General features: G+C 63.6%; 19 protein-coding genes. 11 read left to right on the top strand and 8 right to left on the bottom strand.

Features of this window, described 5'->3' with window-relative positions; translation table 11 throughout:
- Nucleotides 1-1220, top strand: a 1220-nt coding sequence (locus AC3WJM_RS10715; RefSeq protein WP_492271863.1) for a hypothetical protein, incomplete at its 5' end; no start/stop codon positions are given.
- Between the two features lie 54 nt (nucleotides 1221-1274).
- Here AC3WJM_RS10715 and AC3WJM_RS10710 read toward each other — a convergent pair.
- The 5 genes from AC3WJM_RS10710 to AC3WJM_RS10690 form a co-directional block, all read right to left on the bottom strand.
- The gene (locus AC3WJM_RS10710; RefSeq protein ID WP_284991108.1) at nucleotides 1275-1592 is read right to left on the bottom strand and encodes a hypothetical protein; all 318 of its coding nucleotides are present in this window, start codon (nucleotides 1590-1592) and stop codon (nucleotides 1275-1277) included.
- 296 nt (nucleotides 1593-1888) lie between these two features.
- Entirely contained in the window at nucleotides 1889-3742 is a 1854-nt protein-coding gene (locus AC3WJM_RS10705; RefSeq protein WP_492271862.1) for a YVTN family beta-propeller repeat protein, read from the bottom strand.
- Nucleotides 3743-4268: 526 nt separating this feature from the next.
- Nucleotides 4269-5549 carry a macrolide family glycosyltransferase gene (locus tag AC3WJM_RS10700; protein ID WP_492271861.1) on the bottom strand — a complete coding sequence of 427 codons (1281 nt, stop codon included), beginning with the start codon at nucleotides 5547-5549 and terminating at the stop codon, nucleotides 4269-4271.
- A gap of 28 nt (nucleotides 5550-5577) precedes the next feature.
- Complete coding sequence (locus AC3WJM_RS10695) at nucleotides 5578-6291, bottom strand: DNA alkylation repair protein (protein ID WP_148667512.1); 714 nt, start codon at nucleotides 6289-6291, stop codon at nucleotides 5578-5580.
- Nucleotides 6292-6324: 33 nt separating this feature from the next.
- A complete protein-coding gene (locus AC3WJM_RS10690) occupies nucleotides 6325-6471 on the bottom strand; it encodes a hypothetical protein (RefSeq protein WP_306960266.1) in 147 nt (48 codons plus the stop codon).
- A gap of 132 nt (nucleotides 6472-6603) precedes the next feature.
- On the opposite strand from AC3WJM_RS10690, the gene AC3WJM_RS10685 reads away from it, so the two are divergent.
- The 4 genes from AC3WJM_RS10685 to AC3WJM_RS10670 are packed head-to-tail and all read left to right on the top strand — an operon-like array spanning nucleotide 6604 to nucleotide 9664.
- Nucleotides 6604-7407 carry a hypothetical protein gene (locus AC3WJM_RS10685; protein ID WP_284991101.1) on the top strand — a complete coding sequence of 268 codons (804 nt, stop codon included), beginning with the start codon at nucleotides 6604-6606 and terminating at the stop codon, nucleotides 7405-7407.
- Complete coding sequence (locus AC3WJM_RS10680) at nucleotides 7391-8140, top strand: LamB/YcsF family protein (protein WP_284991100.1); 750 nt, start codon at nucleotides 7391-7393, stop codon at nucleotides 8138-8140. Before AC3WJM_RS10685 ends, AC3WJM_RS10680 begins: the two co-directional genes overlap by 17 nt.
- Nucleotides 8124-8771, top strand: coding sequence for a 5-oxoprolinase subunit PxpB (gene pxpB, locus AC3WJM_RS10675; protein WP_306960270.1), 648 nt, complete (start codon nucleotides 8124-8126; stop codon nucleotides 8769-8771). Before AC3WJM_RS10680 ends, pxpB begins: the two co-directional genes overlap by 17 nt.
- On the top strand, nucleotides 8771-9664 hold the full coding sequence (locus tag AC3WJM_RS10670; protein ID WP_492271860.1) for a 5-oxoprolinase subunit C family protein: 894 nt from the start codon (nucleotides 8771-8773) through the stop codon (nucleotides 9662-9664). Before pxpB ends, AC3WJM_RS10670 begins: the two co-directional genes overlap by 1 nt.
- Before the next feature lie 22 nt (nucleotides 9665-9686).
- On the opposite strand, the gene AC3WJM_RS10665 is transcribed toward AC3WJM_RS10670, so the two are convergent.
- Nucleotides 9687-10892 (bottom strand): DUF445 domain-containing protein, encoded by a 1206-nt coding sequence (locus tag AC3WJM_RS10665; protein ID WP_253257274.1) that lies wholly within the window; start codon nucleotides 10890-10892, stop codon nucleotides 9687-9689.
- 263 nt (nucleotides 10893-11155) lie between these two features.
- Here AC3WJM_RS10665 and AC3WJM_RS10660 point away from each other — a divergent pair, with 263 nt between their 5' ends.
- Nucleotides 11156-11998 carry a glycerophosphodiester phosphodiesterase family protein gene (locus tag AC3WJM_RS10660; RefSeq protein ID WP_492271859.1) on the top strand — a complete coding sequence of 281 codons (843 nt, stop codon included), beginning with the start codon at nucleotides 11156-11158 and terminating at the stop codon, nucleotides 11996-11998.
- Nucleotides 11999-12067: 69 nt separating this feature from the next.
- Here the strand turns inward: AC3WJM_RS10660 and AC3WJM_RS10655 are convergent, their stop codons facing one another.
- On the bottom strand, nucleotides 12068-12805 hold the full coding sequence (locus tag AC3WJM_RS10655) for a fumarylacetoacetate hydrolase family protein (RefSeq protein WP_492271858.1): 738 nt from the start codon (nucleotides 12803-12805) through the stop codon (nucleotides 12068-12070).
- Nucleotides 12806-12976: 171 nt separating this feature from the next.
- Between AC3WJM_RS10655 and AC3WJM_RS10650 the strand changes: the two genes are divergently transcribed.
- From AC3WJM_RS10650 to AC3WJM_RS10640, 3 genes are read left to right on the top strand one after another with little or no spacing between them, the layout of a single operon-like run.
- Entirely contained in the window at nucleotides 12977-13465 is a 489-nt protein-coding gene (locus AC3WJM_RS10650; RefSeq protein WP_059388435.1) for a DoxX family protein, read from the top strand.
- Nucleotides 13462-14214, top strand: coding sequence for an AzlC family ABC transporter permease (locus AC3WJM_RS10645; RefSeq protein ID WP_492271857.1), 753 nt, complete (start codon nucleotides 13462-13464; stop codon nucleotides 14212-14214). The genes AC3WJM_RS10650 and AC3WJM_RS10645 overlap by 4 nt, the downstream gene beginning before the upstream one ends.
- The gene (locus tag AC3WJM_RS10640) at nucleotides 14211-14522 is read left to right on the top strand and encodes an AzlD domain-containing protein (protein WP_284991093.1); all 312 of its coding nucleotides are present in this window, start codon (nucleotides 14211-14213) and stop codon (nucleotides 14520-14522) included. The genes AC3WJM_RS10645 and AC3WJM_RS10640 overlap by 4 nt, the downstream gene beginning before the upstream one ends.
- Nucleotides 14523-14576: 54 nt before the next feature.
- Here AC3WJM_RS10640 and AC3WJM_RS10635 read toward each other — a convergent pair whose 3' ends face one another.
- Nucleotides 14577-15197, bottom strand: coding sequence for a TetR/AcrR family transcriptional regulator (locus AC3WJM_RS10635; RefSeq protein WP_284991092.1), 621 nt, complete (start codon nucleotides 15195-15197; stop codon nucleotides 14577-14579).
- Nucleotides 15198-15267: 70 nt separating this feature from the next.
- On the opposite strand from AC3WJM_RS10635, the gene AC3WJM_RS10630 reads away from it, so the two are divergent.
- Both AC3WJM_RS10630 and AC3WJM_RS10625 read left to right on the top strand, forming a co-directional pair.
- Nucleotides 15268-15591: a thiamine-binding protein gene (locus AC3WJM_RS10630; protein ID WP_284991091.1), complete on the top strand. Its 324-nt coding sequence runs from the start codon at nucleotides 15268-15270 to the stop codon at nucleotides 15589-15591.
- A gap of 191 nt (nucleotides 15592-15782) precedes the next feature.
- Nucleotides 15783-16958, top strand: coding sequence for an ATP-binding protein (locus AC3WJM_RS10625; protein WP_441437950.1), 1176 nt, complete (start codon nucleotides 15783-15785; stop codon nucleotides 16956-16958).
- The last annotated feature ends 6 nt before the right edge of the window (nucleotides 16959-16964 follow it).

Here is a 16964-nt window from a genome sequence, read left to right as displayed (position 1 = left end):
AGCGTCCGAATGCGTCGAATGTGAACTTCGGTGTTGGTCAGACCGTGGCGAACTCCGTGACTGTGCCGGTGGGAGCCGACGGGAAGGTGACGTTGTTCAACCGTTCCGCCGGGACCACCGATCTGATTGCGGATGTTTCGGGTTACTTCATGGGCCAACTCATGCCGCCGGCGACGCCGGTCATCACACCGCCCACGACCATCACGACCATCCCAGGAACCAACACCGGCACCGTCAATGGTGGAGGGACTGTCGGTGTGGGGCAATACGATTTCACCATTAGTGAGCAGGGCACGTATCCGGCAAAGGGTTTTATTTACTCGGTCAGTGGAGCTCCAGTTTCGTCATTCCCGGTCAATCTCGGCTGTGACACCCCTCGGGTCGCGCAATTTGTGGTGGTCTGTCCGGCCGAAGGACGGAAAGCGACAGCGACGGTGGGGTCTGTTGATTACTTCACTTTTATCAGCGTTTGGGCGTTCAACGACGCCGGCTTTAGCAATCCGACGACCTACCAGTTCAGTGTGGCAAATGCCGTGCCCGTGCCCACTGCCGTGCTCCCGATCACCGCACCGAGCGAAGGGAATTGGGTGCCCGTTGCTACCCAAGTCGGCGGAAGGCCTATTGCCACTGGTTCTTGCGAGGGAGATCCGAGCGCGGGATACCCTGGGAGCACCAAGATGAATGCCCTTCAACTGAACGGTGCACCAGGCCAGTTCGGGACGACAGCGTCGCCTGCCGTAAATACGGCGGAGAGCTTCAGCGTCTCCGGGTGGTTCTGCCCCACCAATCCGGCACCCGGGGGAAACACTGTCCAGTCATTGATCGCGCAGATCGCCGACACCGGAGCCCCGGGCGGGGCACTGAGGTTGGATCCGAATGGCCGGCCCGAACTGGATACTTGGACTACGGGCAACGCCCTCGAACAGGTCCAGGAATCGCCGCGGGCCCAGAGCGCCTGGATGTTCATTTCTGCGGTCTTTGACAAGGTCAATCAACAGTTGCGCATTACTGTGACCTCGGGAGGTACCACTTCAACCTGGACCACGGCCGCAACCTCGACCCAAAGCCGCCTTCCCTCCACTTCCGGGGCTGTGCGTCTCGGAGAGGGCTTCACGGGTCAGATCCTCAACCCCGTCATGACCCAGGGCATCCTTACAAACGATCAGTTCAGCAACGTACAAAACGTTTTCACGCCCAGCTCCCAAGGGGTGCTCAGATGAGCAAACTGCAGCCAAGCAGCTAGCGATCGGTGGCTCCCCACCGGCACTCTCACCTTACTCAGCAGCGGATCGATTGAGGACGGCGGGCGCCGTCGCCGGCGCATCCCAGTCGATGTGGTGGCGATAGACCCAGTCGAAGTTGTCGGCCGTCTTCCGGGCGAGTGAGCGGAAGACGGCCTTCAGCACAAGGTCTTCAAAGACGCGCTTGAACTGGCCGCGGATCTTCGGGGCGGCCTTCCGGCGGCCCCATTCCACCACCGATTCCGCCCGGTTCCGGCGTTCCTTCTCGTAGCGGGCGAGGGCACCGGGGATGTCGCCGGGCGAGGTGCCCCGGAGCGATCGGCCCAGCGCGATGGCGTCTTCGATGGCCATGGAGGCGCCTTGCCCGGACGTGGAAATGGAGCCAAGGAGTCAGCCCGGTGTGGATCGTTAGCGCCTTGATCCACACCCGTAGACCACCGTCGACGAGCTCGAGGCGGCGATGCGGACTCGCACCTGCCTTCAGCCCCGGCTGGGCGGCAATAGTATTCCCGATCGCAGACACTCCCACACCAGTGACAAGCGAGCTGGTTGCCTAGTTCCCCTGGGATTCTTGCTCGTGACAGACGCCGAACCTGCAGAGCAAAATCCAAACTGGACTTCTCGTGCTGAGAACGTGGCCGCCGCGCTCATAGGTTACTGATCGCCGACACCGTATTACTGACTGCGTTAGCTACATAAAGGGTTCCTAGGCCCGGGTCCACGGCTAAGCCGGCAGGTGCGCTGCCCGTTGGGATTGTGGCCGTCACCGTACCCCCGTTGATTACTGAAACCATGTCTGAATAGAGGTGCGGGATATAGATGGTGTGAGTCAATGGGTCAACGGCAATTCCGTACGGCATCATGCTGTAGGGGATTGTCTGAGTTACCGCGGTCCCTTTAATGGTTAGCAGCTTCTCGGTGGACCAGTTGACGACGTAGACCGTGTGAGTACTGGGGTCTACCGCCACCCAAACCAGTCCGATCCCCAGGGCCATCGTCCGTGTAACTGCGTTGCCGTCGATAACGGACAGCGTGCCGTCCGAATTGCTTGTGACGTAAACCGTGTGTGAGGCAGAATCTACTGCGACGCCCTCAGGATCTCGACCGACGTCGATGGTGGCGGTAACCTGCGAGCCGTCGATCACGGAAAGCGTGTTTGACTGGGAGTTCGTCACATAGACAGTGTGTGTTTCTGGGTCAAGGGCAACGGCAGTCGGGGAGATGCCGACAGCTATTGTGTCCGTCACCGTGGTGCCGTTGATTACGGTTATTGAGTTGCCCCAATTATTGGCCACATAGACGTTGTGCGTTGATGGATCCACAGCCAGCCCGGAAGGCTGGCGGCCGACATTCACCGTTGCGGTCACGGCGCCCTGATTGATCACCGAGACGGTGTCGTCCTGTTTGTTCGCGACGTACACCGTGTGGGTTGCGGTGTCCACGGCAATATTCTGCGGTTGGCTGCCGACGGGAATGGTTGCCGTCACGGGAGGACCCGCAGCCTCGGGCGCGACGAAATAGCCTGCGACGTCCGCAATAAGCTGGGTGCTCGCTCCGGAGCGGTTGAACAGTGTGACCGTACCGTCTGCACCGACGGGGACGGTGACGAGGTTTGCGATGGTCTGTCCTGCTGAAAAGTTCAGATTCGACGCGGTGGGGCGGGCTGGCCCACCGGCGTAGGCGGTGACGAATCCGAAGGACTTCGGTTCAGTCGCCGTCAGGTTGAAGACCACTGCAGCTACTTTGGACGGAATACCCTGAACACCTGAGACGGGGAAAGAAACTGCGGTGTCGGACCCAACGGCTGCGCTCAGCCGGGTGTCCAGAAACCGCGATGGCGTCACCGGCACGAAGGTTCCAGTTCCGGACGGCACGCCTGCGGCGTAGTATCCGGCGACGTCTGCGATCAGTTGTGCCTTGCCAGAGGAGCGGTTGAAAAGGGTGACCTTTCCGTCGCCTCCGATGGGAACGGAGACCAGGTTTGGCACCGTTTGCCCTTTTGAGTAGTTCAGACTTGAAGCCGTCGGCCGGGCTCCGCCGAACGGGTAAGCCGCAACGAAGCCGAACGAATCAGTCTCGGTGACGGTGAGGTTGAAAACCACGCCCGCAGCATCTGCGGGAACACCATTTGTCCCGGCCACTTTGAAGGAAACTTCGGAGTCCCCGCCGACCGGCCCGGTGTTCCGGGTGTCGAGCACCCGGGCGGGCGCGACTGAACCGAACGCACCGGGCACAACAGGTGCCCCCGGAAGGTAATACCCCTCGATATCCGCGATGAGCTGCACGGTGCCGCCGGATCGGTTGAACAGGGTCACTTTGCCGTTGCCCCCGACCGTCACAGTGACGAGGTTCGCCACCGTCTGACCCTTCGAGTAATTCAAGTTCGACGCCAGGGGGCGGTTCGTGCCGCTGGGATACGCGGACACAAAACCGAACGATGCCGGTTCCGTTACTGTCAGGTTGAAGACCACGGCGCCGCCGCTCACCGGCAGACCTGCCATGTCAACCACATTCAGTTCCACAGTTGAGTCGGGCCCAACCGGTGCGCTGGTCCTCGTGTCCAAGGCTCTGGTCGGCGTCATCGACCGGTACGCACCGGGCTGGGTTGGAGTCCCCAGACTGGCGGACGTCGTCAGCGGCACGGCCGGAACCTGTCCAAAAATGGCACCGACCGCCTGAGCGGCGCCACTGCCTGCGAACAAGAAACCCATCAAACTCAACAGCAACGTCGCAATCTTTGCTGACCGCCGCTTCGAAAAACCATCTGCCATTGTTCCCCCACAAGCATTTAGGCGGCCTGGCACGAAGCGCCGCTGAAGGAACCTTACCAGCGCGCCGACCGCAGACAAGGGCCGCCCCTGTCGGTTATGTCAGTACCGAGGAATTCACTAAGGGAACCCTGAGGCGCGCGTTCTGTTGCGATGGCGACGTTGGTGAGTCCCTAAAAGCTATGTTTCGAAACTTTGCGGTTGATCCGAATGGCTCGCCCCAACCGAGTGCCGGCCGCTGCGCCCATCCAAACGACACTTACGCAGCAGTCGATGCAGCCAGGAACTCCTCAATCGCGTCCGCCGCGGCCGGTGCCCCGCCCGCTGATCGCACCCGCGCACTCATCGCCTCGAGCTTGCCGCGCACTACAGGGTCGCCGCTGACTTCAAGGACCGTGTCCCGGATCAGTTCGGGGGAGAGCCCCTCCAGGGGGAGCCGCCGCCCGAGCCCCAAGTCCTCCACGCGGCGTGCATTGGCCCCTTGTTCGGGCTGCAGCGGGAAGGCCACCAAAGGCACCCCGAAATAGAGCGCCTCCATGGTCGAGTTCATCCCGGTGTGGGAGAGGAAAGCGTCGGCGTGGGGCAGGACTTCGAGCTGCGGAAAGAAGGGCCGTACCTCAAAGTTCTCCGGGATGTCCCCCAGCTCGGACCCCTCGACGCGCTCTCCGATTGCCATGGCGACTTGCCAAGGGGTGCCGGCAAATCCTTCCAAGCACATCCTGAAGAAATCCGGCCGGTCATTCAACGGGGTGGTGCCCAGTGAGACGAACAACAGGGGCCTGTCCTTCGCCCGGGGCCGCCAGGCTTCCTCGTTGCCCCGTAGGCCAAGGCATGGGCCTACGAAATGGAACCTGGCATCGAACGTCTCTCCCGAGGGCTGGAATTCCCTCGGGATGAAGGAGATGTTCAACGATGCAGGAGGGCCTCCCATGAATTGCAGATGGCCCACGCCATGCTCCGCGGCGAAATCATTAATCCGCCGGCTGACCTGTTTCCAGGCCTCGATCATGCCTGGCGGCGGCGGCCCTGGCATGAGATCCCGCATCGAGAAATGTTCATTGGTGGCATAGCTCGGAAGCAACGCAATATCGGGCAAGGCCAGCTTCGCGGCAGCCATCTTCCCGGAGAGCGTCATTGCGTCGTAGGCCACCCCGTCCGGCGGGTCCTCGGCCAGACGGGCCAGCAGCGCCGGGAATTCCTCCCTTGCGCCCTTGAGAATCCGATCGAGCAGTCCAGACATCATTCCGGACGGCATTCCCGCGAACATCCCCGGCATCGGTGACGGACCTCCACTAGCGGGCGCTGCGCCGCCGTCTGCCGGCGTCGGGCTGCCACTCGCGGAACGATCGCGTGGCGGGAGGAAGGCCGCCAGATCCTCTCCGCTGGGAAAGAACACGGCACCAGCAGATTCGACCGCTTTCGCATACTTCGCCGACGTCGCATAGGTGACCCGGTGGCCCCGGCGAACCAGCTCGGCGACCACCGGCAACGTCGGGTTCACATGGCCCGCCGCGGGCAGACAGATGAAGGCTACGTGCATGCCTTCGCTCCCAAGATCGGTGGACGCTTCATTGGGAAAGATCGGTGCTGTGAACGCTGCGCCGCCGCGATTTCAGCCCGGTCTCCAACTTGGTCCGCACCTCGCGCTTCACCCGGGCGGCAAGCTCAGTCTCATGCATTTCCAGGAAGGTTCGGACTGCGCGCGGATCCCACGGCACCAAGGACCGCAACGCCCAGCTGACTGCCTTGACCACGGTGTCGTCGCGATCGTTGATCAAGATGCCGACGACGCCGAGCGTCCGCTGCGTATCTCCCGTTCCCCAGCGTGACCTCGTGTTGAGCACCGTTGTGGAGACAAGCGCTATGCGCCGCCACCAATGATCCGGGCTCCGCGCCCAGCCGTCGACGTCGGCGTCCGAGATGAGCCCTTCGCGCCACGCGGGTCCCACCAAAACGGTCGCAAAAGCATCAGCCTGCCCCCACGTAGTGATGCCTTCTCCCAAGTGTTCAAGCCGGGCCCGCGTCAGCTCAGCGAAAGCCGCCTGGTGGGCGTTGATGAACTCCCAGCCCTCCCAGTCAAAGCCCGCCTGGACGAGCCCTTCGGCGAGATTGAAGACGACGGCCGCGTCCATCGTGGCGATTTCCGCGGAAACCCTGCGGCGGACGGCGCGGAAGCTCGCGGCGTCGTGCTTCTCCAAAGCGCGCAATTCCTCAAGGACGCGCGCCAACAATTGCCCCGGTTGAGTATCCCCCGGAGAGACGAGCACCCCGTGCGAAGCCACTTTCGGCCCCCCGATTTCGCAGCCTCAACGCTACTATGCGGGGGCGTCGTCAGTATCCGGCCCTTCGGCAGGTTCCTGGCTGTGAAGGCCGGTATCGTGCGACACCCAACCCTCCGTTTCCCCTTCGGCAGGGGCGTCGCTGTGATGGCGGACTTCGTTCGGATCTGGTGCCTTGTTCATTCCGGATGCTTCCTGTCCTTCGTTGGACTGTTCCCGCGAACGCCTTAAAGTCTACGCCGGGGAGGGGGCGTGTGGCCTAGGCTAGGCAAGGAACTACCCAACGAATTCAACGGCTGAATGCAGAGGTGAAGAATGGCAAAGCGACCCAACCAGGCAGTAAAGATTGCGCAGGAAACGGCCCACAACGCCATGTTCGACGCCAGCGGCAATGCCAAACCCGGTGTCCACAACGTGCTGCTCCGGGCCGTCGAGGTCCAACGTCCCCTTGTCCTGGCCAACCTGCGCCGCCTGCAACGCAAACACCCGCAGGCCACAGCGGCGCAGCTGGCCGCCAAACTGGAGCGCGACTACCTCGCCGCAGTCACCGGCGGGGGAGCCGCCGTCGGGGCAACCGCCGTCGTGCCCGGCATCGGCACCGCGGCCTCGCTGGGCCTTTCCGCGCTTGCCACCATCGGGTTCCTGGAAGGAACCGCACTGTACGCCGCTTCCTTGGCCGAACTCCACGGAATCCGCCTCACCGATCCGGACCGTGCGCGAACCATGGTCATGGCCATCATGCTCGGCGAGGAAGGCACGGCCCTGCTGGGTGCCCTGAGCGGACAATCGCTCGGCAGAGGCAAAGGAATCACCCAGGCCTGGGGCATGACCCTCACCAAGAAGCTGCCCGGCGGAGGATTCGGGGTCATTCGCGATGCCATCCAGCGCGCCTTCCTCAAGCGGCTCGTCAAGCGCCAAGGCGCCGCCTTCCTCGGCCGGGCCCTGCCTTTCGGCGTGGGGGCCGTGGTGGGCGGAGTCGGAAACCGCGTCATGGGGCGTGCCGTAGCGGCCTCGGCGAGGGAAGCATTCGGTCCCATGCCGGACTTCATTCCGGGCGAGCTACTCCCAGCCGCCCGCCAGAACGCGCTGGAAGGCGGGAATAGTGGATCTCAACGCTGATTCGGGGGAGTCGTTCGGCTCCTGGACCATGGGGAACGACGCATCAATGTTCCGGATCGTCAGCAGCGCCAACGTCGCCTGCGGCTTCCACGCCGGGGACCCGGTGACCATGCTGGACAGCTGCCGTGCCGCCTTCGAGCTCGACGTCCGGGTGGGCGCCCACGTGGGCTACCGGGACCTGCACGGCTTCGGGCGCCGATCGATGGACATGTCCTTCGATGAGCTCTTCGGCGACGTCCTCTACCAGCTCGGTGCCCTCGACGGCATGGCCCACGCGGTGGGCGCCTCCGTGGACTACGTCAAACCCCACGGTGCCCTGTACAACAGGATCGTCAACGACGTCGAGCAGGCCGAAGCAGTAGTGGCTGCGATTCACGCCTACGATCCCGGGCTACCCGTCCTTGGCCTGCCGGGCTCGGCGCTGCTGCGCCTCGCCGAGGAATCCGGCCACCCGGTGTTCCGCGAGGCGTTCGTGGACCGCGGCTACATGCCGGACGGAACGTTGGTGCCGCGCTCGCAGGAAGGCGCGGTGGTGCACGACGCCGGCGCGGTAGTCGAGCGGGCTGTGCGCTTTGCCGTGCGGGGCGAGGTGCTGGCCGTGGACGGCACAGTGGTGCGGGTTCAGCCCGATTCGTTGTGCATCCATGGCGATACCCCGGGTGCTGTCGAACTGGCGGCGGCGGTGCGCGCCGGCCTCGAGGAAGCTGGAGTGGAGATTGAATCCTTCGCTTGAGCGGGAGCTTTTGCCCTGCGGCGACAGCGCTTTCTTGGTGGAACTGCCCGAGCTGACCGCCGTCGTCGCGTACTACCGCGGGCTGACCGGGGCCGGCGCTTCGTTTGGCAGTTCAATGCCGGAGGGGATCATCGACGTCGTGCCCGCCGCCCGCACTGTCCTGGTCACCTTCGATCCCGAAACGATCCGTCCTTCCGACGTCCGCGACTGGCTGGAGTCCGCAGAACCGGCATACGACGTCGCCAGTTCGGGCCGCGAAGTGACCATCGAGGTCTCCTACCGTGGCCCGGACCTTGCCGAAACGGCACAATTCCTCGGCATGAGCGAAGCCGAAGTGGTCAAGCTTCACACGAGCTCGGAGTGGACTGCCGCATTTTCCGGCTTTGCGCCCGGCTTCGTATACCTGGTCACCACGCATGAGCGGCTCCGCGTTCCGCGCCGGAACACCCCACGCACCGCCGTGCCGGCTGGCTCTGTTGGCCTCGCGGGCGAGTTCAGCGGCGTCTACCCGCGATCCTCTCCGGGCGGGTGGCAGCTGATTGGAACCACGACGGCGGCACTGTGGGACGCGTCCAAGGCCGAGCCCGCGCTGATCCGGCCGGGTGACCTGGTCCGATTCGTGGAGGCCTGATGGGGATAGTGGTGGTGAACCCCGGCCCCCTCACCTTGGTGGAAGACCTTGGCAGGCAGGGCTGGGCTTCCTTGGGGTTGAGCCCTTCCGGCGCGCTGGACCGGCAATCGCTTCGCCTTGCCAACCTGCTGGTGGGGAATCCCGCGGAGGCGGCAGGGCTGGAGATATTGCTGGGTGGGCTTCGCCTGCGGTTCGTCACGGCGTCGACGATCGCGGTGGCGGGTGCCGAGGGAATCGTGAGACTCAACGGGGCCGAGATTCCGCTGAACCAAGCCGTCCGGGTGGCCCCGGGCGCCGTGCTGGACTTCGGTTCCCCTCTGTTCGGACTGCGATATTACCTGGCGGTACAGGGCGGCATCGACGCGCCAAAGCTCCTCGGTTCAAGCAGCACGGACATGCTCTCCGGTGAAGGCCCAGCGCCGTTGACATCGGGTGAGCAGCTAGGAATCGGGCATGTTTCCGCGGGCAATGGCCTGGTTTCGGGTACGGGTTCGGGGACCGTTAACAATGCGCATGTCCTCCCTGCCATCCGCCGCGCTCCTGATCCGGGGCGCGCCATCACAGCCCGCGTGGATCGCGGCCCCCGGGCGGACTGGTTCGACCCCGACTCCTGGCGCCGCTTGGTCAGCCAGGAATGGACCCTGTCGCCCGATTCCAACAGGATCGGTGCCCGGCTGGTGGGCCGCCCGCTCACCCAGGCCCGGCTCGAGGAACTGCCCAGCGAAGGCATGGTGCTCGGCGCACTGCAAGTGCCGCCGTCGGGCCTTCCCACAGTATTCCTGGCAGATCATCCCGTGACGGGTGGCTACCCTGTGATTGCCGTGGTGCGTCGCACCGATCTGGACTTGTTGGGCCAAGCCCGCCCCGGCCAGCGGATCCATTTCCTCGGCTGAAGGTCCCCTCCACCGGACTGCGTCAGCCGAACACCAAGTGCGCTACCGTGAAGATCGCGAGCCCGGCCAGCGACCCCACTACGGTGCCGTTGATGCGGATGTATTGCAGGTCCTTACCTACCTGGAGCTCGATCTTTTGCGAGGTTTCCTCGGCATCCCAGCGCGCCACGGTGTCCGTGATGACCCCAGCGATATCGGAACGGTACGTTTTGACGAGGTACCCGGCAGCATCACCGATCCAGGCATTGACCTTGCCCGCCAGCTCGTCGTCGTTGACAAGCCGCGAACCGAAGTCCCGGACGGCGCTCTTGAAGCGCTGTGCCAATTCGCTGTCGGGATCGTCGACGGCGGTGAGCAGCGCGTCCTTGATAGTGCCCCACGTGCGGGAGGCAAGTTCGCGGACCTCGGGATCGCCGAGGACCTGGGTTTTGATTGCCTCCGCGCGGGCGATCATTGCCGGATCGTGCTGGAGATCCTGGGCAAGATCACCGAGGTATGTATCGATCGATTGGCGCACTTGATGGTCGGGATCCTGCTGCACCGCCCGGACGAACTTGGAGATTTCGTTGTAGACCCTGTCTCCCACGATGTCGTCCACGAAGGAAGGAACCCAGAGGGGCGAACGGTCGGACACGAGCCGGTTCACCGTGGAGTGGTTCGCTTCCACCCAATCAGCCGCCCGGTCAACCAGCAGATCGACGAGTTTGTGGTGGTGGCCGTCGGCAAAGATCCGTTCGGCCATCCGGCCTACGGGCGGTCCCCACGGCGGGGTGAGCAGGTGCTTGCGGACCATGCCCTCGATCACTGCCTGGACGTCGTCGTCGTTCAGCACGGTGAACGCCCCGCGGATCAGTGCCGAACCTTCCTTGGCGATGCGCTCCGGGCCACCCGGGGATGCGAGCCACGTGCCGGCTTTCCGGGCGATGTCGATGCTCGCGAGCTTCTCCTGAACCACCTGCTCGGACAGGAAGTTGGTCTCCACGAATTCCCCGAGCGAAGCGCCGATCTGGTCCTTGCGCCGCGGAATGATGGCGGTGTGCGGGATCTTCAGGCCCATGGGGTATTTGAACAGCGCAGTGACGGCGAACCAGTCGGCCAGCGCTCCCACCATGCCGCCCTCGGCAGCGGCCCGCACGTATTCCAGCCACGGATACTGCCTCTGCAGGGCGAAAGCGGCCGTGAAAACCACCGCCATCACAATCAGGAGCGCCAGCGCCACCGACTTCATCCGACGCAGGGCAGCCGCCTTTTCGGCGTCGCCGTTCCGTTGCCCGACGCCGGACCCAACCGTGGAGCTGTTCCCGGCACCTGCGTTCCGGGTGGCCTCCGCCGTCAGGTCGCTATCGCTGTCCGTCACCGGGATTTGTTCAGAGTTCACCTGCATGTGCCCAGCGTAGCCCCGTCGCTGTCATGGACGTGGGCTACCGTGTCCCCATGACGAATGACGAGCCCGGTCGCCCAGACCAAAGTGCAGAGCAAAATACGCGGCCCATGGTCTACGCCCACCGCGGAGCCAGTGCAGCATTTGCCGAGCACACCCGTGCCGCCTACCTGAAGGCAATCGCCGACGGCGCCGACGGCGTCGAGTGCGACGTCCACCTGACGCGGGACCAGCACGTTGTCCTGCTCCACGACGCGAACTTGGACCGCACCTCCGACGGTACCGGTCCCGTTGCCGAGAAGACGCTCGAAGAACTGCGGCAGCTGGATTTCTCTTCCTGGAAGGGCGCCCGGATTCCGGACCAGTACGGCGCAAAATCGGACCAGCTCCTGACGCTCCCGGAGTTGCTGGAGATCCTGCGTGGTGCCGGCAGGACCATTGGCCTGGCTATTGAACTCAAGCACCCCAGCCCGTACCAGCTCAAGCTTGAAGACCGCGTGCTGGAGCTTCTCGGCCGGGAAGGGTGGAACGCGGAGACCTCCATGCTGGACAACATCCAGGTTTCCTTCATGAGTTTCAGCCCGGATTCGGTCAAGCACCTGCTCCAGTTCGTTCCCGCGGAGCACATTTGCCAGCTCGTGGACGACGTCACGGTGGAAGAAGTCCGCGATGAACTGGGCCTGGGAGTCATCACTGGGGGAGCCGTGGCCAACGTGATGAAGGCAGCCCAGCAGGAGGGCGAACGGATCCTCGACGACTGCGAGGTTGGACTCGCCGGCCCGGGCATCGACTACGTCCGCAAGCATGCCCGCACCGTCCAGCGCTGGCTGGAATCAGGCCGCCGCTTCCGGGTGTGGACCGTTGACTCGGAGAACGATGTTGCCCTCTGCCAAGGCCTGGGCATCCACGAGATCACCACGAACAAGCCGGCGCAGGTCCTCGCCCAGCTTTAGGCACCACGCGCACCCAACTAACTCGCAGTTGTTGTCGTTTAGGGGCTCCAAAACGACAACAACTGCGAGTCAGATGACCGTGTTGCTGAGGGTTCCAATGCCGCCCAGTGTGATGTCCACCCGGTCGCCGGGCTGGACAGCCACGAAGGTGTTCGGAGCTCCGGTCATGATGATGTCTCCCGGCTCCAAGGTCAGCCATTCGGTGACATAGACGAGGCAATCCGTGATGGAGGATGGCAGGTTGAAGGACCCGGACCGGGCCTTGACCTCGCCGTTGACTACTACCTCGGTGCTGACGTTGTCCGGGTCCTCGATCCCGGTTTCGATCCACGGTCCGAGCGGCGTGTAGTTGGTGCCGGACTTGCCCTGGAAGAGCTTTTCGTCGACGTGGTTTTGATCCACGTTGGTGACGTCGTTGACCACGGTGTAGCCCAGGACGTGGCTCAAGGCGTTCTCGGCAGTGAGCTTTTCCGCCCGCTTTCCGATGACGGCGGCCAACTCGCCTTCCACGTTCACCGTGCCCGCGTTGCGCACGGCCACGATGTCGTCACCGGGTCCGGCGATGCTGTGGACGGACTTGTGCCAGGCCTGGATGGGCAGTACGTGGTTGTTGTTGCCCAGGTTGTGCCCGATTCCGAGCACCACGGAAGGCCGGACCGGGGCGAGGAGCTCGGCGTCGTCCGCGGAACTGGATTCTCCGGTGAAGGATAGGACCTCGGCAAAGGGATCCTCGATGTGGTCCCAGCGTCCATCGCGCAGGACAGCGTGCTGGGGGCCGGAAGGGGTCTTCAGTCGGGCGATGCGCATGGAACTCCTCGTTGAATTTCTTGTGGCGGTGGACTGTGGCGGTGGACTGTGTCAGGCACGGCCTAGAAAGAAACATACATCATACTGAACTGAGTCCAATACTCTGAACACGTAACTCAGTCCGAACCCTTCCGGTTACCGCGCTGGGCAGGGCTGTGGTTGCATGAATACATGCCTTTTTCATGGTCCGCCCGGACAACACAGACAATCTCCGCGGCGGCCATGAGTGCACTGTTACTCGTCAGTGCCAGGAAGCACTTCCGGCAGCCGAAATTCTTCGCTCCCGTGGTCCCGGACTATCTCTGCCGCGAGGACTACGCAGTCGGGCACGCTGAAGCCGGCCAGGACAAGACCAAACCAACCGCACCGCACAACGGCGCCTTGGCGGTCATGTCCAGGGAGGAATGGATCGCGGTGAGTGGACTGCTTGAGGCGGTTGCCGCCGTCGGACTCCTCATTCCTGCCACGCGTAGGGCTGCAGCCCGCGGCACTACGCTGATGTTCACGGCGTTCCTGGCCGGCCACGTGGACGCGCTCCGCCGCGCCTACTCGCCTACAGGTTCGGTGTCCGCTCGGCGGATCCACACACTGCGGCTGCCCTTGCAGATCCCTCTGATCCTGTGGGCATGGAGCTTGGCCGGAGCGAAACGGGGCGCATGAAACTCCTCGAATCCCCGGCGGTGAAGGTGGGCCTCTCCATCAGCATTGCAACGGGTCTCTACGGCATCTCGTTCGGGGCATTGGCCTCGGCCTCGGGGTTCAGTTTCTGGCAGACCCTGGCGTTCAGCCTGCTCATGTTCAGCGGCGGCTCGCAGTTCGCCTTCATCGGCGTCGTGGCTGGAGGCGGTTCCGGCATTGCGGCCATGACAGCGGCCGCGCTGCTGGGGTTGCGCAACGGCATCTACGGGATGCAGATGAACGCGCTGCTGCGTCCCAGCGGTTGGCTCAAGTACCCGCAAGCCCACATCACCATCGACGAGTCCACGGCCACTGCCTCGGGACAAAGCGATTCCGACGAACAACGCCGCGGCTTCTGGACAGCCGGACTCGGCATTTTCGTGCTGTGGAACATCTTCACGGCTGTGGGCGCACTGGCCGGCGATGCCTTGGGCGACCCCAAGCAGTGGGGTCTCGACGGCGCAGCCGTGGCAGCGTTCCTCGGCCTTCTTTGGCCGCGGCTCAAGGGCCGTGAGCCATGGGCGATTGCGGCGGCAGCTGCCCTGGCGACCATCATTGCGGTCCCGTTCGTTCCGGCTGGGGTGCCCATCCTCGTGGCCGCCGTGGTGGCCGGAGCCATCGGCTGGTTCAGCCACGGACGCAGCGACGAAGGGATGGAGCCCGACGTCGATCCCTACCCGCGCGGCCATTCCAGCGCTGACGCTTCCAGCCGCGAAAGGAACGCCGAATGAACCTCTGGGTCTGGATCCTCATCGCCTGCGGACTGGCGTACCTGACGAAACTTTCGGGCTATTTCGTGCCGGCGAAACTGCTGCAGAGTCCCCGGATGATGCGTGTGGCCGGCACCATGACCATCGGACTGCTGGCATCCCTGACCGTGGTCAACGCTGTGGCGTCCGGGCAGTCCCTGGCCTTCGACGCCCGGCTCGGCGCGCTGGCTGCGGGTGCCGTCGCACTGTGGCTCCGTGCCCCGTTCCTGGTAGTGGTCATCGTCGGGTCGGCAGCGGCCGCTGGGCTCCGGCTGCTCGGTTGGCGCTGAACCACCACGCGCGGTTCCAACCATGCCGCGGCGCGCAACGCCGTCGTGCGCTGGTTACTGGAAATTCATCCCGGGGATGGGGGTCTGCTGCGGCAGCGGGCGAGACGGGCGCTCGGTGCGGATGGCGTCCTCAAGGAGGGCAACAGGCCGCTCCCAAGCGCGGGACCCCGGCTCCATGGTGTCCACGGCGCCGATCAGCATGGCAACAAGGCGCACCATGTCCTCGATGGAAATGTCCCGGCGCAAAGAACCCTGGCCCTGGCCGCGGCTAAGAAGTTCAGCCATGGAATCGATCAAGCCGCCCGTGATGCCCACCAGGAGTCCGCGGCGGCCGGCGACGGCGCCCAGCAGGTTGGCGTCTTCGCTGGCAACCTGCACTACGGCGTCGATCACGTTGATGAGCCCGACGGCGGCATCCATGCCCGCGAGGGACTCTTCCACGACCGGGTCGACATGAAGCCTGAGTTGCCGCGACAGGGCGGCCAGGACGAGTTGTTCCTTGTCAGCGAAGTTGCGGAACAGTGTAGCCGGGCCAACACCTGCGGTGGTGGCGATCGTCTGGAGTGGAACCTCCGGGCCCAGCTCGCGGAAGCACTGGCGCGCCGCCGTGATGATCTTGTCTACATTGCGCGCAGCATCAGCTCTAAGTGGCTTGCGTTCCAAGGGCCGGTCCATGCTGCTCACAGTAGCAACGGAGGGGCTCCAATCACTTTTGTGACATTCTTGCCCGTGAAAGACTGGATTCATGTTGCTTGCCTTTTCAGTCGCCCCGTCCGGCCAGCCCGCTGCTGGCGCCGCATCCGTTGATGGCTCGGTGCACGATGCCGTTGCCGAGGCCGTGAAGATCGTCCGCGAATCCGGGCTTCCCAACCAGACGGACTCGATGTTCACCACCATCGAGGGTGAGTGGGATGAAGTGTTCGACGTCGTCAAGCGCGCCACCGAGGCGGTGAGCAAGTACGGGAGCCGGGTGTCCCTGGTGATCAAGGCGGATATCCGGCCGGGATATGCGGGGGAGATCACGGGCAAGGTCGAGCGGCTCGAGAAGGCGATCGCCGGCGGGGAATAGGCCCTTCGACTGCGCGCAGGTTCCACACTCGGACTTTGATCAGCCGGGGGTCTCTGATGCCTGCTTGTTGTTGATGGCAATCGCCTCCGATGACTATTGAAACGCCCTTGAGTCGGGAGCTTAAGCTAACAAAATGCGATGCGCGATAACAAGTATTGTTATAAGTTCGCATAAGTTCGTGTACTCACTCCATGGATCCTTCATTGAACCCATTCGCGCCAGGCTCTGGCGTGCGACCCCCGGAACTCGTTGGACGCGACAGTGAGATTAGGGCATTCGATCTGCTGATCGCTCGGACGCGGTCCAACACAACTGGGGATCGCGGAATGGTCCTCTCGGGCCTGCGAGGGGTGGGTAAGACGGTCCTGTTGAATGTCTTCGCTGAGCACGCCCGGCAGAACGACTGGCTCGTAATCCAGCTCGAAGCCCAGCCAGGGGAAGCCGGTAAGGGTGCGACGCGCGCGAAGCTAGCACGCGAACTTGAAGTTGGTGCTCGGCGGCTTCGGGGCAAGCCCGCTTGGGCCTATCTAAAAGAGTCGATGGCTAGTATTGGCAACATCTCCGCCAGCCTCGGCGCTACAGGCGTTTCGGCCTCCGTGACCACGAATCAGGGCAGGGCCGATTCGGGGAATCTCGACATCGATATTGAAGAGCTGGTCGAAGATGTATCCCTCGCCATGCGCAAGGCCCGGGCTGGATTCGGCCTATTCATTGATGAAATGCAGGATCTGGACGAGGAACTACTGACAGTCCTTCTGTCGGTTCAGCATCTCGCCGGGCAGAGGGGATGGCCCTTCTACATCGTCGGTGCAGGTCTCCCCAACCTTCCAGGCAAGATATCAGAGGCCAGGACTTACGGAGAGAGATTGTTTCTCTACAAGACCATCGGCCAGCTCACCGAAGAAGCGGCCGCAGAAGCCCTCGCCCTGCCGATCAGCAGGCTAGGCGCATCGACGGCACCCGAAGCATTGTCGATATTGTTGTCCGCGGCCAACGGATACCCCTACTTCCTCCAAATTTATGGGCGTTCCGCGTGGGACGAGGCGCCGGACAAGGTCATTCCCGCCGAGGACGCCCAGGTGGCGGTCCGGTACGGAACAAGCGATCTTGACCATGGTTTTTTTGAGGCTCGATGGCAGCGTGCCACTCCTGCTGAACGGGTATACCTGAGGGCGATGGCTCTTGACGGTGAACAGCCTTCGTCCACGGGCGAAATTGCCGCGAGGCTGGGGAAATCTACGAACAAGCTCGCGGTCATTCGGCAGCGACTCATTACAAAGGGCGTGGTCTATGCGCCCGAATACGGATCGATTCAGTTCACGGTCCCGGGAATGGCTGGCTTCATTGAACGCCAGACGGAAGGCTGAGAGGGT

The organism is Arthrobacter sp. FW306-1B-G06A (assembly GCF_058781765.1).
This window is presented reverse-complemented; position numbering and strand designations above follow the sequence as displayed.